The organism is Paenibacillus sambharensis (assembly GCF_003233845.1).
GTDB classification, from domain to species: Bacteria; Bacillota; Bacilli; order Paenibacillales; family Paenibacillaceae; genus Paenibacillus_I; species Paenibacillus_I sambharensis.
Map to the genome: position 1 here is coordinate 240,438 of NZ_QKRB01000044.1, position 13,880 is coordinate 254,317.

Below are 13,880 nucleotides of genomic sequence, written 5' to 3' on the forward strand. Positions count from 1 at the left end.
TATGGAGCGGTTGAAGCAGATACTTCAGCGCCTTAACGGTAAAGGCTACAAAGCATACAAGGATATTCAAGGAACCTATGAAGCAGAAGGGATGAAGCTGCATATTGACTATGTCCAGGGTGACCCCTTCGCCTCGCCTTCCCGCATTCGGGTGGAGATCCCTGCCAAGCGGGTTGGCGTGCAGGAGGACTGGCTGGAGCCGGCCTGGCGGCGCACGGCTGCTGCGGATTATTTGGCGCGCTGCACCGCGGCGGCGATCGGGAAGCAGGAGAGCCGGAGCAGAGGCACCGGCAAGAGCGGCCTGATAGCGATCGACAAACCGGGACAGGAGGTGCTTCCGCGGACGGCCGTACGGGTGGACCGGGACAAGGTGGAGGTCCGGCTGTCAGTCGGGCTGCCTGCGGCGGGGCGCAGCATTCTCGCCCGGGAGGCGGTTCATCTGCTGTGCGAATTGGTACCTGCGGCAGCCCGCGAAGGGCTGCTGAATGCGGACCGCGGTAAGCTGCAGCAGCACCTTCAACTCGCAGACCAGCAGGCCGCAATAAGGGCTTACCTGAAGGAGCACGGATACACCGCCTTCGTGGCGAACGGGTCCATTCTGCCGAGGGAGAGCGGTATTAGCAGCCGCCCGCTGAAGGGGAGCGGCGTGGTGCCCTTCGAATCCCCTGCTTCACTGGAAGTGGAGATTGAGCTGCCGCATCGCGGACCTGTCCGCGGCATGGCGCTGCGGCAGGGTGTCTCGCTGATTGTGGGCGGAGGCTACCACGGCAAGAGCACGCTGCTTAAGGCAATCGAGAGCGGCGTCTATAATCATGTCGCAGGTGACGGCCGGGAGTATGTCATCACGGATGAGACGGCATTCAAGATCCGGGCGGAGGACGGACGGCGGGTCGAGAAGGTCAACATCTCCCCATTCATCTCCAACCTGCCATTCGGCAAGGATACCGCCCGTTTCTCAACCGAGGATGCAAGCGGCAGCACCTCCCAGGCAGCCAATATAATGGAGGCGCTGGAGATTGGCTCGAAGGTGCTGCTCATTGATGAGGACACCAGTGCGACGAACTTCATGATCCGGGACGCCCGGATGCAGCGTCTTGTTGCCAAGAGCAAGGAGCCGATCACCCCGTTCGTCGATAAGGTGCGGCAGCTGTACGATGAGCATGGCGTATCGACGATTCTGGTGCTTGGCGGCTCGGGGGATTATTTTCAGGCGGCTGATACGGTCATTATGATGGATGAGTACCGGGTACTTGAGGTCACAGAAGAAGCCAGACGGATTGCAGGAGAGTCAGATAACGGCAGGAGATCTGAAGGCGGGGATCGGTTCGGTGCCGTTACAGCGCGCAGTGTGAAGCCGGAAAGCCTGGATGCATCCCGCGGCCATAAGGATAAGGCCGATGCCAAGGGACTGTCACATATCCTGTACGGCCTGCATACCATCGACCTGTCGCTGGTCGAGCAGCTGGTTGATCCCAGCCAGACGCGCGCGATTGTGCGGCTGATGCAGGCGTATGCGAAGGAGAAGCCGTCAGGGTCTGTCTCACTATCCGGGATGCTGGACAAGCTGTATGCGAGGATCGAGGAGCAGGGACTGGAATGCATCTCGCCTTACACAGGCAAGCATCCCGGCGACCTTGCACTGCCGCGCAGGCTGGAGACGGCGGCTGCCATTAACCGGCTGAGAGGCCTGCGCGTTCAGAGCTAAGCAGGGCAGGTAAAGCAGAAGTATAGCTATCGAATGGTGACAAGACAGCGGCCTTGCCCCCTCGCCTTTGGGGTTCGAAGCCGCTGCTGCCCGCCGGTTGACTCCTGACCGGGATTACGCTATTATCATAGGGAAAACAAATAAAACAAATTGTTTTCCTAATTCTTTTTTTACCGCTGTCTATCAAGAAGGGGAGTCTGAAGTCAATGCCAAAATCACTCAAAGGGCTTATGATCGCTACAGATGTGGGCTTTCTAATTTATTGGACGATTACGTTCCTGCACCTGATCCCGCCTGAGTACTTGTATCAGGATTATCACAACGAGCTGCTGGTGGCGTGGAACCTGTCGTTTGTCCCGCTGGATTTGTTCATCTCGATAACCGGGCTGTGGAGCATCAGCTGCTACAACAGGGGACATGCCTTATGGAAGCCGCTTGCCATCGTCTCGCTGGTGATGACGTCCTGCTCGGGGCTGCAGGCCATTGCCTTCTGGAGCTTCCGTCTGGAAATGGACCCTATGTGGTGGACGCCAAACCTGTTCCTGCTGATTTATCCGCTGTTCTATCTGCCGCGTCTGATCAAGGCTGGTCAGCAGAAAAGGATCGGCGCTATGACCGGTTCATCCGAAGTCGCGGATGGGGTGTAAGGCATGAAGGAGCGGATTATGCAGGCAGCCGTTCAGGAGATGAATTACCGCGGGCTCCGGTTCTCCATCCGGGATGTTGCCGGGAGGCTGGGGATCAGTACGAAGACACTGTATCAGCATTTTGGCTCGAAGGAGGAGATCATCGCGGCTGTCGTCGAACGTGCGGTGACCGAGATGACCGAGGCGGAGGAGAAGCTTATGGAGGACTCATCCCTTGCGCTGCTGGACAAGCTGCATCAAGCCCTGATTGTGCTGCCAAGGGGAGTAGCCTTCAACGATATTCAGATCTTAAGCGAGCTTAAGATGCGGTATCCGGACCAGTGGGAGGTTGTGCAGACCCATATCGACAAGGGATGGGACAACATCCGGGTGCTGTTTCGTGAAGGCGTGGACAGCGGCCTGCTGCGCGATTTCGATGTGGAGCTGTTCATCCAGATCTATGTCGGCGCCTGGTACCGGCTGATGGACCCCGAGCATGCGGATCAGAGCGGACAGCCTGCCAAGCCCATGGAGCAGGCGCTGACCGGCATGGTCGACATCCTGATGTCAGGCATCCACCGCACCAAATAAAGAAGACAGCCCCGGCGTGGACCATAAGTCCATGCTTAGGCTGTCTATTCTTCTTAACACCGCTAAATAACGACGGCTGTCAGCCGCGGGTCAAATATTTTTCCGTTAGGGTGGTCAGCAGCTCTACGCCGACTTCGTTATGACCGCCTTCGGGTATGATGAGGTTCGCGTATTTCTTGGACGGCTCAATGAACGCTTCATGCATCGGCTTGACCGTGCCCAGGTATTGATCGTGAATGGACTGGATCGACCGGCCGCGTTCTTCGATGTCGCGGAGCACCCGCCGCAGGATGCGCACATCCGGGTCGGTATCGACGAACACCTTAATGTCCAGCAGCGCGCGCAGCTTCTCATCGGAGAGTACATGCAGCCCCTCGATGATGACAATTTTGTTCGGGCGAAGCTCGACGCTTTCGCTTGTGGAACGCGCATGGATGGTAAAATCATACACTGGCGCCTGCGCGGCTTGTCCCGCCTTCAGCAGACTGAGGTGCTGGATGAGCAGCTCGTTGTCAAAGGCAAACGGATGGTCATAGTTGTTGAGCTCCCGTTCAGCCAGGCTGAGATGCGGGTGATCCTTGTAATAGTTATCCTGCGAAATGAACGTGACTTTGTCCGGTCCGAGACGATGGATAACAGAGCGGGCGACGGTCGTTTTGCCGGAGCCTGTGCCGCCTGCGATGCCGATAATTAACATGGTGAATCATAAACCTCCCTCGCATGGTACCAAGAAGCAATTCCAGTATTGTAGCACAACTTGGGTACAGGAGGAAACTGGCGTTGTCACAGGCGACTTCATGACCAGCGGGGGAGGCGGGGGAGATCATGCAATGTCGGCGGCCAGCGTGCTGAGCGGTCCCTGTTCAGCGGCAATTGGCAGCAGGTCGTAGACGGATATCGGGAACATCGGGAAGCCTGCGGCGTAAGGCGTGATTTCATACAGGGGAAAATATATCACCAGCGCTTTATCCGCCAAGTAATAGTCCTGATCCGGACGGATAGTCGTGAACTCCTGCAGCACCGGGATGTCCCGCTGCTTGATCTGGGAAGCGACTTCAGCCGACAGGACGCTCACATAATCGGACCCTGGCTTGAACAAATCCTGCAGTGTGTACAGCCGGCCGGTCTGCGTGTCAAAGGTCAGGGACCGGGCAATCGTGTAGCCGTGGGCGGCCGGGGGAGAGAAGGTGTAGTTGGTCAGCATCAGGCTGAGTATTCCCCGTTCATTGGTCTTGATCTCAAAATGCCCGGTCACCTCTGTCCCCATGCCGTGGCCCGGCTGATTGCCTGCCTGCTCCTGCTGAATAAGGGCGAGCGTATGCAGAATCGTGCGGTTGATTTGCTGCTCCGCATAGCGGTTAGCCAATCCGTAGACATGCGGATAATAGATCGTAACGCCTGGCGCAGACCAGAGCTGCGGGTGAATGCCTGCGGGAAGCTGGAAGGTTGCCATTGGGGGTTCTCCTTTTGCATGATGAAGTTTATTACAGGGTATGAATGCCCGCGCCTAATGTTGCCGATGCCTGGCTCCTGATTTAGGCGGTGTATGGTTAGCCCGGTTAATGATAAGGATGGTGGGTTGCAGTCCAAGAAGGAGGAGTCTAGAGCTTATGCAGATTAAGGATATGAATGATGGGCACTTGTACGGAGCGGACAATAAAGCCGCCCTTACGCTCGGCATGGGCTGCTTCTGGGGACCGGAAGCGCTTTTCGGCAGCCTGCCTGGCGTGCTGCGGACGAGCACCGGCTATGCCGGAGGAACGGCGCCGTCGCCGACCTATAAGCAGATGGGTGACCATTCCGAAATGGTCGAGGTTGAATATGACCCTGCAGAGATTACATTGGTTGAGCTGCTGACTGTCTTCTGGTCGCATCATAAGCCGGTGAATATTAACGGGTATAAGGGGCTGCAGTACCGCTCCCTCCTGCTCTACCGGGATGAAGAGCAGCAGAGGACGATGCTGAAGGTCAAGGCGCTGAGAGAACAGGAATCCGGGGAGCTTGCGACGGATATTCAGCCTTATGAGCATTTCTACAGGGCTGAAGATAAGCATCAGAAATATTACCTGAAGCGCTACCCGGACGCGGTAGAGAAGCTTCAGCAGCTATATTCTTCACCTGATAAAATGATCGCTTCCACCCTAGCTGCCCGGCTGAACGGGATCGCTAAGGGGTACAGCGGGATGGAGCGGCTCCGCATGGAAATCGCGGACTGGCCGCTTGAACCGGCTGAGCGCGATGCGGTCCTGCGGCAGCTTGGACAGATTCGCTGGTAGCGGCAGGGATTTTGCTGCCGCCCTTTCGTTCCCGGTAGCAGGGACCCTGCTGCCGTCCCTTCGTTCCCGGTATTAGATATTCCGGATTTCCATGTCCCTCCCTATAACCCTCTTATTCCCTGAATTAGAAATCGTATAACTACCTGGGATATAATAGAGATGTTTTTAGGATGAGGAGGGATAGGATGAGTGAGCAGAATCAGCGTCAGACCCAGCGGGCCTTTATTACGCCCAGGGCATTGTCGGAAGCGGCCTCGCCTTTCGAATGGTATGCAGAGATGCGGGCGCGCGGCGGCATTCACTATGACGAAGAGCGGGGAGCCTGGGACTTGTTCAGCTATGAGCTTGTCCATGGCGTGCTGAGTGATTACAAGCGTTTCTCATCTCAGACATCTGGGGATGGCGAAGCGGTCAGCTTAATCGGGATGGACCCTCCAAGGCATAAGCAGTATCGCGGTCTGGTCAGTCAGGCCTTCACCCAGAAGTCGATTGATATGCAGGTGGACCGGATTGAAGCGATTGCCGCCGAGCTGCTGGATGCAGTTGAAGATCAGGGCAGCATGGATATTATTCGGGATTTCTCTTACCCGCTTCCGGTCATTGTGATTGCGGAGATGCTTGGCGTGCCTGCGCACGACCGCGAGCTGTTCAAGGATTGGTCCGACCGTCTGGTTGCATCCGCAGATCCTGCCTCGGGGCAGACGGCCGAGGAGCTGACGATGGCCAAGCATCAGGCGGCAGGCGAGCTGTACCGGTATTTCGGCCAGGTTATTGAGGAGCGGCGGAGAAATCCAGGCAGCGACCTGGTCTCTGAGCTGCTGCGGGCGAAGATCGGCGATGAGCATCTGGATATGCCGTCCCTGCTCAGCTTCTGTCTGCTGCTGCTGGTTGCGGGGAATGAAACGACCACGAATCTGATCGGCAATGCGGCCGTGACCTTCTTGGAAAATCCAGAGTCATTGGCGCGGCTGTATGCCGAGCCGGAGCTGATCCCGGCTGCGCTGGAGGAATCGCTGCGCTTCCGCTCCCCGATCCAGAGCCTCAGCAGGCGGGCCATTGAGGATGTGGAGCTGGGCGGCAAGCTGATCAAGGCTAATGAAGAGATCGTCGTCTGGATGGGCGCTGCCAACCGGGATGAGTCCAAGTTTCCGCAGGCGGACCTCTTCATCCCGGACCGGAAGCCGAACCAGCATCTGGCCTTTGGCCAGGGCATCCACTTCTGTCTGGGCGCGCCGCTGGCCCGGCTGGAGGCGAGGATCGCTGTGACGGCTCTGCTGAAGCGCTGCCGGAACCTGCAGCTGGCGGAAGGTGTGAAGCTTGAGCGCACTCCTGGCTCCTTCGTTTTCGGCTACGAGTCGATCCCGGTTACCTTTACATAAGAGGCGTGGAAGTGCCGGGTAAAACGGCCATAAGGCCGCTGGAGGCGAAGTTCAATCGCCGGGGCGGCCTCTTTCGCCGTTATTCCATCGCCATATAGCTTGCGGGTGTAACGCCGACAGCCGCTTTGAAGTCCCGGATGAAGTGGGACTGATCGTGGTAGCCAAGCTCATGGGCCAGCTGCAGCAGGTTCAGGCTGCCGCCCTGGTCCATCACTTCAGCGGCATGCTGAAGGCGGTACAGCTTGATCACCCACTTGGGAGTGAGGCCGACATACTGGCTGAAGAGCCGCTGCAACGTCCGCATATTCACGTCAAAATGCATACAGATATCTTCAACGCGTGTGAGTGATTTGTCAGCTTGAATATGATCAATAACTTGATTCAGCCAGGCCACTGTCTGATCCTCTTCCGGCAGCATAGGCCTGATCAGCCTCTCTGCCTCGGCTGCCATGTCTTCCGCGCTGTCTCGGCTGAGAATGAGCGATTCGGCAGCTGTCCCATCGATTCCGAGCACGGCTCGCACATCCATCGGCCGATCGTGCAGGGCGGTGACAGGCTGCTTAATGAAGGGATACAAGCCGCCGGGCCGAAATTTGATGCCGAATGCGCATCCGCTGCCTTGAAGCTGCTTCTCATATACATGCTTGGCTGCTCCATAGATGAATGCGCTGCCCTTCTCGACCACCAGGTTGGCACACGGATTTGGAATCACCGCCTGTGTATGAGGCTCCTCGCCGGTCAAGTCCCAGCTGACGATCCAGTAATGTTTAATGAAGAAGCCGACATCCGCAGCGGGTTGAATCCGGGACAGGCGGAACCGCGGCTCCCGCCGGTTCAAATGCATCACGCCCATGCTGGGACGAGTGTGTTCAGGCATTGCCATCACTCCAGTTCGCGGGAAGAATGAGCAGCGCGCAGCTGTCGCTTTTTTACAATACAGGCGGTGAACAAGGTGCTAAGATAACCTTAAGCGGGCAGCTAATCTTTTCCAAGAACATAACATGACTCGGGAGTGTGGACAATGGAGCTGAAGTATGAGTTTTATATTGGAGCTAAGCCGGACAAGGTATGGGAAATCCTCACCTCGAAGGAAGGGACGCGCAGCATCTTCTTCGGCTGTGAGCTGAGGTCGGCCTTCCGGGAGGGCGAACCCTTCGAATACAGGGGCCCGGGCAGTGACGGGGATGAGACGGTACACGTGTACGGTACGATTCTGGCTTATGAGCCAGGCAAGCGGCTCAGCATGACAGAGCATCCGGGTCCCTCCTATTATTCTAACCATGCGGAGCTGGAGTCGCGGATGACCTATACGCTGGAGGAGATGGGCGAGTGCACGAAGCTGACGCTGATTAACGATCAGTGGACGGAGAACCATCCGGGTATGGAAAATGCGCGGGCGAGCTGGTGGATGATTTTGAGCAATATCAAGACGCTGGCAGAGACGGGACGTACGCTTCAATTGGGAGAATAATATCGGTAGGGCGGCTGCGGCGAATGCAGGCCGTCCTTTCTTTTGCTGCCGGACAGACGGTATGCCATACTGAATATCACAGCGGCTTGGTCGGGGACCGGATATGGTGGTAAAGAATAAAGACAGATAGCGGGATGAACGGCTTGCCAAGGCCGTGCCGTCCCGGACCTATAGAAACAACAGACGAGGTGACGACGAAGATGGAACATTTCAGGGCGTTGGTGATCGAACAGGCGAATGGCGGAGTAATCGCAAGGGTCAAGGAGATGCGGAAGGAGCAGCTTCCGGCAGGCGATGTGCTCATACGTGTAATGTATTCCAGCGTGAACTACAAGGACGCGCTTGCCTGCTCGCCAGGCGGCAGGATTGTCAAGGAGTATCCGTTCATACCGGGCATTGATGCAGCGGGTGTAGTCGTTGAGAGCGCATCACCCAAGTTTCAGCCGGGAGATGAAGTGTTCGCGACCGGCTATGAGCTTGGCGTCAGCCACTATGGCGGCTACAGCGAATATGCGCGGATGCCAGCGGAATGGCTGCTTCACCGGCCTGAAGGACTGCCGCTGCGGGAGACCATGGTTATTGGGACAGCCGGGTTCACGGCGGCCATGTCTGTGGCAGCGCTGCAGGACAGCGGGGTTCAACCGGACAGTGGTCCTGTGCTGGTCACAGGGGCATCAGGCGGCGTGGGCAGCACTGCGGTTGCGATTCTGGCGAAGCTGGGCTATGAGGTGGTGGCTGCGACAGGCAAGGCAGATATGCATGAGCGGCTAAGCCAGCTTGGTGCGGCGCGGATTGCTTCTCGGGAGGAGCTTCTCGAAGGTGCCGGGAAGCCATTGAACCGGCAGATCTGGGCTGGCGCCGTTGACTGCGTAGGCGGTCCGGTGCTGGCGAATGTGCTGAGCCGCATGCATTATGGCGGCGCGGTGGCAGCCAGCGGCCTGACGGCAGGCACCGAGCTCCCGGCAACCGTGCTGCCGTTCATCCTGCGCGGTGTCCGGCTGCTCGGCATCGATTCGGTCTATGCTCCGGCAGCGCTGCGCGAGCGGCTGTGGACATTGCTCGGCAGCACTTACAAGCCGGCTGACCTTGCACGGATGAGCAGCGGCATTAAGCTGGACCAGATCCCGGAGACGACGGCCGCCATGCTGCGCGGGGAGTCCAGGGGACGGGTCGTAGTTGAGATCGGCGGAGACGTTTAGCAGCATACCAGGATGATCTCACAGGAAGCATGCAGAGGAGCAGGGGGCGATCCCCTGCTCCTGTTATTTTTCCACCAGCTTCGCCAGCGGATAGATGATCACACTTTGCAGAATGAGAGAGAGCAGCACGACGCCGAAGGACAGGGAGAGAATGAAATTAAGATTCTCCGGCAGCTGCTTGTTTATCAGCGTCAGCAGCAGCACAACAGACATCGTTCCCCGCACGTCTGCGGCCGTCAGTATGATGAATCCCCTCCAGCCAAGCTCCTGTCTCCAAGGCTTCACCGGACCGGCCAGCGCCAGCAGCATGACGTACCGGACCAGCAGGGACAGCAGGAAGATGACAATCATCAGCGGCCAGTGTCCCCATGATATATGATCTATAGCGACAATTCCGATAATCAGGAAGATGATCGAGGAGATACTAGGCTCTACCACGCTCCAGAACCCCTCAAGACTGCTGCGAAAATGCTCTTCCTTCTCCGATTTCTGGAATTCGTAGGACATCATCAGACCGGCCATGACCGCTGCCAATACGCCCGACACATGAATATGCTCGGCGATGTGGAAGCTTCCGTAGCAGACCACAATGCTCAGCATGACCTGATATTCCTTATGGTGGGTAAAATATATGCTCTTCGCAAGCAGCCAGCCGACCGCAAGGCCAATTGCGGCCCCTCCCAGCGATACCGTCAGGAATTCCTGCAGGAAGTTCAACATGGAGAAGGATTGCTCGGACAGCAGGAGCTTGGAAGCAATGGTGAACGCAACGATACTGGTGCCGTCGTTGATCATGGATTCCCCTTCAATGACCGATACCAGCATCGGCTTGACGTCCGACTCCTTCAGGACCGATACAACCGACACCGGGTCGGTTGGCGTCAGTATGGTGGCAATGACAAGCGCTGCTATGAAGCTCATCGTCAGCATCATCGGACCGACAAGCCAAATCAGGCTTCCAAGTATGAGCGCAGTCACCAGCAGTCCCACGGTGCTCAGCAGTGTCATCATGAGTCCGTGCTTGCGGAAGGCTGAGTAAGAGAAGCGGTACGCCGAGATGAACAGGAGCGGCGGCAGCAGCAGCTCGTACAGCATCTTGCGCGTTATCTCTGCGGATGAGAAATAAGGAATGAACGATAGTGCCATTCCGATCAGTACGAGGAGCAGGGGGACCGGGATACTCTTCTTCTTCTTGTCGAGCGCGAACAGGGTGTATCCGATTGCGAGCAGAATCAACAGATGAGTGACAGTCATAGGCTCCTCCCTTTCGTGTTAGAGTCCGGGTCGGATACTTCCTGCAGTATCTCAGTCCACATGTGCATGTGCTGCCTTCCCCGTTGTTAATAGGAAATTATCCCCGGCGGCGGCGGTTCAAACCAACCGGCTGCTATTTTTTTGGGGCGGAGTGTACCATTTGGCCGGAGATTGGGTAAATTACGGTAGGACTTGTTGTACCAGCCCTATAGGAGGTGAGAAGGCATGCGTGAGATGGTGAAGGAAGGCAACGGATTTGTCATTCGCCAAGACGGAGAGGTCGTGGCGGAGGTTACCTTCGTGCCAAGCGGCACCAATGCGCTGGTTATCGACCATACCTATGTGACCGAGTCGATGCGGGGCCAGAAGCTCGCCGAGGATTTGGTGAAGAAGGTCGTGGAATATGCACGCGAGAATGACCGCAAGGTCGTGCCGGCATGCTCCTATGCTTATGCCCAGTTCAGAAGGCACAAGGAGTATCAGGATGTCTGGCAGCAATAAAATGTCGGTTCTAAACCGGCGGAAGCCCTGACCCGGGAGCATTAGACAGGTATAGGGAGCATCCGGCAGGATGTTTTCGAACCGGTATGCTCAGCAGAGGCTGAGCACTTGTGAGCCGTTCTGACAGGTGCTCAGCAAGTAAGCAGTGATTTTCCATACCTCACATAATGCGTTACAATTTAGTGGTACCAATGAACAAAACAAAATCTGGAGGATTGCTAACATGAGCTATGAGGAAATGTTGGACCGTCGGAGCGAGATTTTGAAGCGCAACATTGGCACGATGATTCTGAAGGAAAACCAGCAGGGCCTAAGCGGCCAGGAAAACCACCTGTATCAGAACATGATCAAGGAGCTCCATCAGACGGAGAATGAATTGAACACCAAGCGCAACGAATCCTAAGCTGCATATATGGACTAATAACATTTGGATGTTAGTTTAATGAAGAAGAAGCGGGCCGGACGGTGAGTCGGGGTCTGCTTCTTCTTTTCTGACAGCGGCTGTTAAGATAATCGAAATGGAAAGCTTGACCCCCAATATGATTTAACACAGAATCACAGCAGCTCCGGTCCAAGCGGCCGGGGCTTTCTGTGCAGCGGCTGCCGCCTGCCGGGGCAGAGAAGAAGGGCTTATCTCGTGCTGCTTCGGGTTAAATACTTCTAACGATGCAGACGGGAGGCGAAGCGGCTGTGAGTACATATAAGTTTGAACATAACTGGCTGATCGGCCGGGAGGTCGACGAGATATGGGGCTTCATCAGCGACTTCCATTATGATGGCTGGTGGCCGGGCGTCTGCTTTAATACGGTACGGAAGCCGGAAGAAAATGGGGTGGGTGCTGAATACGATTCGGAGTTCAAGACCAAGCTACCCTATAAGCTCCGTTTCCGGGTAAAGGTGGTCAGCAGCTCGCCGCCTCATTCACTTGTTATGCGTGTAACGGGCCAGCTTGAGGGACAAGCGGTATGGACACTCATTGCGCTGGGAGACCGTACGCATGTGCGCTGCAGATGGGAAGTCCGCACGGCTGTCAAATGGATGTCCGCACTCGGCCCACTGCTGAAACCCCTGTTTGTCTGGAATCATAACCGGGTTGTCGCGGAGGGGGTAGAGGGACTCTCCCGCCGCTTGGGGACCCGTGTTTATCCATGCAGTGACCGGTGCTTGTGGAACGCTCCGGCACCTGCTGCGAGCTTTCGTCATAATTAATAAGGTTATTAACAAATTCACAATAATACTATTGACATTTACTTGTTATTTATATGATGATGGTAGCAGACGACTAGGGGGGTTACAGATGAAGAAACTAGCGATAACAGCTATAGCACTGAGCTTTTTGTTAAGCGCTTGCAGCAGCAACAACACCAGTGAGGTTCCGCCTACGATAACGCAGGAGCCGTCCTATGCGAATGTATCGGTTCACGATCCATCCGTCGTTAGGGTGGATGACACGTTTTATGTATTTGGCTCTCACCTGGCATCTGCCAAGAGTGAGGATCTGATGGAATGGACACAGGTATCGGACATTGTTCGTACGGGCAATCCGCTGATCCCGAATGTGCATGAAGAGCTGAGCGAGGCTCTGTCTTGGGCAGAGACCCAGACGCTTTGGGCGGCTGATGTCATTCAGCTTGCTGATGGCAGATACTATATGTATTACAATGCCTGCCGCGGCGACTCGCCTCTTTCTGCGATGGGTGTAGCCATTGCCGATAATATTGAAGGACCGTACAAGGATGCCGGCATCTTCCTCAAGTCCGGTATGACCAAAGAAATGAGCCATGACGGCACGCCATATGACGCAACGAAGCATCCGAACGCAGTAGACCCGGACACCTTCTTCGATAAGGACGGCAAGCTGTGGATGGTATACGGTTCCTATTCCGGCGGCATATTTATCCTGGAGATGGATCAGGAGACTGGCTTCCCGCTCCCGGACCAGGGATACGGCAAGAAGCTTGTTGGCGGCAATCACAGCCGGATTGAAGCACCTTACATGCAGTACAGCCCGGAAACAGGGTACTATTATCTGTTCCTCTCGTATGGAGGACTGGACAGCTTCGGCGGTTACAACATCCGCGTAGCGCGTTCCAAGACACCGGACGGTCCGTTCCTGGATCCGCAAGGCCAAGATATGCTCGATTCCAAGGGTGCGGAAGGCAGCGTCTTTGATGACTTATCCATCGAGCCGTACGGCGCGAAGCTGATGGGCGGCTATCAGTTCGAAGCCAGCGACGGAACCACGGCAGGGTATGTTGCACCGGGTCATAACTCCACCTACTATGATGAGGAGGATGGAGAGTACTTCATGTTCTTCCATACCCGGTTCCCGGATGGCGGCGAATTCCATGAAGTACGAGTGCATCAGTTCTTCATGAATGCGGACGGCTGGCCGGTTGTCGCTCCTTACCGCTACTCTGGCGAGAAGCTGGGCAGCTACAGTGAGAACCAGGTGAGAGGCGATTACCAGCTAATCAATCACGGCAAGGATATTACGGCCGAGGTGAAAGAGGCAGACACCATTACCCTTGCCAAGAACGGCAAGATTACAGGTGATGTTGAAGGCACATGGAAGCTGGAAGGCGAGAACAACGCAGAGCTGACAATCGACGGGGTTACCTACAAGGGCAAATTCGTTCAAGGCTGGAGTGAGGCCGAGGAGAAAGAACTTACGACCTTCACCGCGCTGTCGGACGAAGGCGTCAGCATTTGGGGAAGCCGGATTGTAACAGCATCGGAGTAGAAAATGATGAACAGGGCAGATTCCGAACGGGGTCTGCCTGTTTTTTATGCCTATGAAGAAGGCCTGGATTTGGTGAAATGATTGCCTCGAAACCTACGCGGCGGCAACCTGTACCTCATACAATATAGCATTTGG

At 56.1% G+C, this 13,880-nt stretch carries 15 protein-coding genes; 11 read left to right on the forward strand and 4 right to left on the reverse strand.

Annotated elements, in window-relative coordinates:
- Nucleotide 1 precedes the first annotated feature (1 nt).
- From DNH61_RS12470 to DNH61_RS12480, 3 genes are all read left to right on the forward strand, one after another.
- On the forward strand, nt 2–1,705 hold the full coding sequence (locus DNH61_RS12470; RefSeq protein ID WP_111146981.1) for an ABC-ATPase domain-containing protein: 1,704 nt from the start codon (nt 2–4) through the stop codon (nt 1,703–1,705).
- A gap of 206 nt (nt 1,706–1,911) precedes the next feature.
- Nucleotides 1,912–2,352 (forward strand): YvaD family protein, encoded by a 441-nt coding sequence (locus DNH61_RS12475; RefSeq protein ID WP_111146982.1) that lies wholly within the window; start codon nt 1,912–1,914, stop codon nt 2,350–2,352.
- A 3-nt stretch (nt 2,353–2,355) separates the two neighbouring features.
- On the forward strand, nt 2,356–2,922 hold the full coding sequence (locus tag DNH61_RS12480; RefSeq protein ID WP_111146983.1) for a TetR/AcrR family transcriptional regulator: 567 nt from the start codon (nt 2,356–2,358) through the stop codon (nt 2,920–2,922).
- Between the two features lie 79 nt (nt 2,923–3,001).
- Here the strand turns inward: DNH61_RS12480 and udk are convergent, their stop codons facing one another.
- Together udk and DNH61_RS12490 are read right to left on the reverse strand one after the other, a co-directional pair.
- Complete coding sequence (udk, locus tag DNH61_RS12485; protein WP_111146984.1) at nt 3,002–3,619, reverse strand: uridine kinase; 618 nt, start codon at nt 3,617–3,619, stop codon at nt 3,002–3,004.
- A gap of 126 nt (nt 3,620–3,745) precedes the next feature.
- Complete coding sequence (locus tag DNH61_RS12490; protein WP_111146985.1) at nt 3,746–4,375, reverse strand: DUF3298 and DUF4163 domain-containing protein; 630 nt, start codon at nt 4,373–4,375, stop codon at nt 3,746–3,748.
- 157 nt (nt 4,376–4,532) lie between these two features.
- Here DNH61_RS12490 and msrA point away from each other — a divergent pair, with 157 nt between their 5' ends.
- Nucleotides 4,533–5,198, forward strand: a complete 666-nt coding sequence (msrA, locus tag DNH61_RS12495; protein ID WP_111146986.1) for a peptide-methionine (S)-S-oxide reductase MsrA — start codon at nt 4,533–4,535, stop codon at nt 5,196–5,198.
- Between the two features lie 185 nt (nt 5,199–5,383).
- Nucleotides 5,384–6,577: a cytochrome P450 gene (locus DNH61_RS12500; protein WP_181438687.1), complete on the forward strand. Its 1,194-nt coding sequence runs from the start codon at nt 5,384–5,386 to the stop codon at nt 6,575–6,577.
- Between the two features lie 79 nt (nt 6,578–6,656).
- On the opposite strand, the gene DNH61_RS12505 is transcribed toward DNH61_RS12500, so the two are convergent.
- Nucleotides 6,657–7,454: an AraC family transcriptional regulator gene (locus tag DNH61_RS12505; RefSeq protein ID WP_181438688.1), complete on the reverse strand. Its 798-nt coding sequence runs from the start codon at nt 7,452–7,454 to the stop codon at nt 6,657–6,659.
- A 144-nt stretch (nt 7,455–7,598) separates the two neighbouring features.
- Between DNH61_RS12505 and DNH61_RS12510 the strand changes: the two genes are divergently transcribed.
- Both DNH61_RS12510 and DNH61_RS12515 read left to right on the forward strand, forming a co-directional pair.
- Nucleotides 7,599–8,048, forward strand: a complete 450-nt coding sequence (locus DNH61_RS12510) for an SRPBCC family protein (RefSeq protein WP_111146989.1) — start codon at nt 7,599–7,601, stop codon at nt 8,046–8,048.
- Between the two features lie 200 nt (nt 8,049–8,248).
- On the forward strand, nt 8,249–9,247 hold the full coding sequence (locus DNH61_RS12515; RefSeq protein WP_111146990.1) for an oxidoreductase: 999 nt from the start codon (nt 8,249–8,251) through the stop codon (nt 9,245–9,247).
- 63 nt (nt 9,248–9,310) lie between these two features.
- On the opposite strand, the gene DNH61_RS12520 is transcribed toward DNH61_RS12515, so the two are convergent.
- A complete protein-coding gene (locus DNH61_RS12520) occupies nt 9,311–10,501 on the reverse strand; it encodes a cation:proton antiporter (protein ID WP_111146991.1) in 1,191 nt (396 codons plus the stop codon).
- 225 nt (nt 10,502–10,726) lie between these two features.
- On the opposite strand from DNH61_RS12520, the gene DNH61_RS12525 reads away from it, so the two are divergent.
- From DNH61_RS12525 to abnB, 4 genes are all read left to right on the forward strand, one after another.
- Nucleotides 10,727–11,002 carry a GNAT family N-acetyltransferase gene (locus DNH61_RS12525; RefSeq protein WP_111146992.1) on the forward strand — a complete coding sequence of 92 codons (276 nt, stop codon included), beginning with the start codon at nt 10,727–10,729 and terminating at the stop codon, nt 11,000–11,002.
- A gap of 223 nt (nt 11,003–11,225) precedes the next feature.
- A complete protein-coding gene (locus DNH61_RS12530) occupies nt 11,226–11,405 on the forward strand; it encodes a hypothetical protein (protein WP_111146993.1) in 180 nt (59 codons plus the stop codon).
- Nucleotides 11,406–11,692: 287 nt separating this feature from the next.
- Entirely contained in the window at nt 11,693–12,211 is a 519-nt protein-coding gene (locus tag DNH61_RS12535; RefSeq protein WP_181438689.1) for an SRPBCC family protein, read from the forward strand.
- Between the two features lie 88 nt (nt 12,212–12,299).
- Nucleotides 12,300–13,745, forward strand: coding sequence for an arabinan endo-1,5-alpha-L-arabinosidase AbnB (gene abnB / locus DNH61_RS12540; protein ID WP_111146995.1), 1,446 nt, complete (start codon nt 12,300–12,302; stop codon nt 13,743–13,745).
- Nucleotides 13,746–13,880 lie beyond the last annotated feature (135 nt).

Coding starts and splice junctions, on each gene's coding strand:
- DNH61_RS12490 (WP_111146985.1), bottom strand. CDS start 4,375: ATGGCAACCTTCCAGCTTCCCGCAGGCATTCACCCGCAGCTCTGGTCT.
- msrA (WP_111146986.1), top strand. CDS start 4,533: ATGCAGATTAAGGATATGAATGATGGGCACTTGTACGGAGCGGACAAT.
- abnB (WP_111146995.1), top strand. CDS start 12,300: ATGAAGAAACTAGCGATAACAGCTATAGCACTGAGCTTTTTGTTAAGC.
- DNH61_RS12500 (WP_181438687.1), top strand. CDS start 5,384: ATGAGTGAGCAGAATCAGCGTCAGACCCAGCGGGCCTTTATTACGCCC.
- DNH61_RS12510 (WP_111146989.1), top strand. CDS start 7,599: ATGGAGCTGAAGTATGAGTTTTATATTGGAGCTAAGCCGGACAAGGTA.
- DNH61_RS12530 (WP_111146993.1), top strand. CDS start 11,226: ATGAGCTATGAGGAAATGTTGGACCGTCGGAGCGAGATTTTGAAGCGC.
- DNH61_RS12470 (WP_111146981.1), top strand. CDS start 2: ATGGAGCGGTTGAAGCAGATACTTCAGCGCCTTAACGGTAAAGGCTAC.
- DNH61_RS12505 (WP_181438688.1), bottom strand. CDS start 7,454: ATGCCTGAACACACTCGTCCCAGCATGGGCGTGATGCATTTGAACCGG.
- udk (WP_111146984.1), bottom strand. CDS start 3,619: ATGTTAATTATCGGCATCGCAGGCGGCACAGGCTCCGGCAAAACGACC.
- DNH61_RS12475 (WP_111146982.1), top strand. CDS start 1,912: ATGCCAAAATCACTCAAAGGGCTTATGATCGCTACAGATGTGGGCTTT.
- DNH61_RS12525 (WP_111146992.1), top strand. CDS start 10,727: ATGCGTGAGATGGTGAAGGAAGGCAACGGATTTGTCATTCGCCAAGAC.
- DNH61_RS12520 (WP_111146991.1), bottom strand. CDS start 10,501: ATGACTGTCACTCATCTGTTGATTCTGCTCGCAATCGGATACACCCTG.
- DNH61_RS12515 (WP_111146990.1), top strand. CDS start 8,249: ATGGAACATTTCAGGGCGTTGGTGATCGAACAGGCGAATGGCGGAGTA.
- DNH61_RS12480 (WP_111146983.1), top strand. CDS start 2,356: ATGAAGGAGCGGATTATGCAGGCAGCCGTTCAGGAGATGAATTACCGC.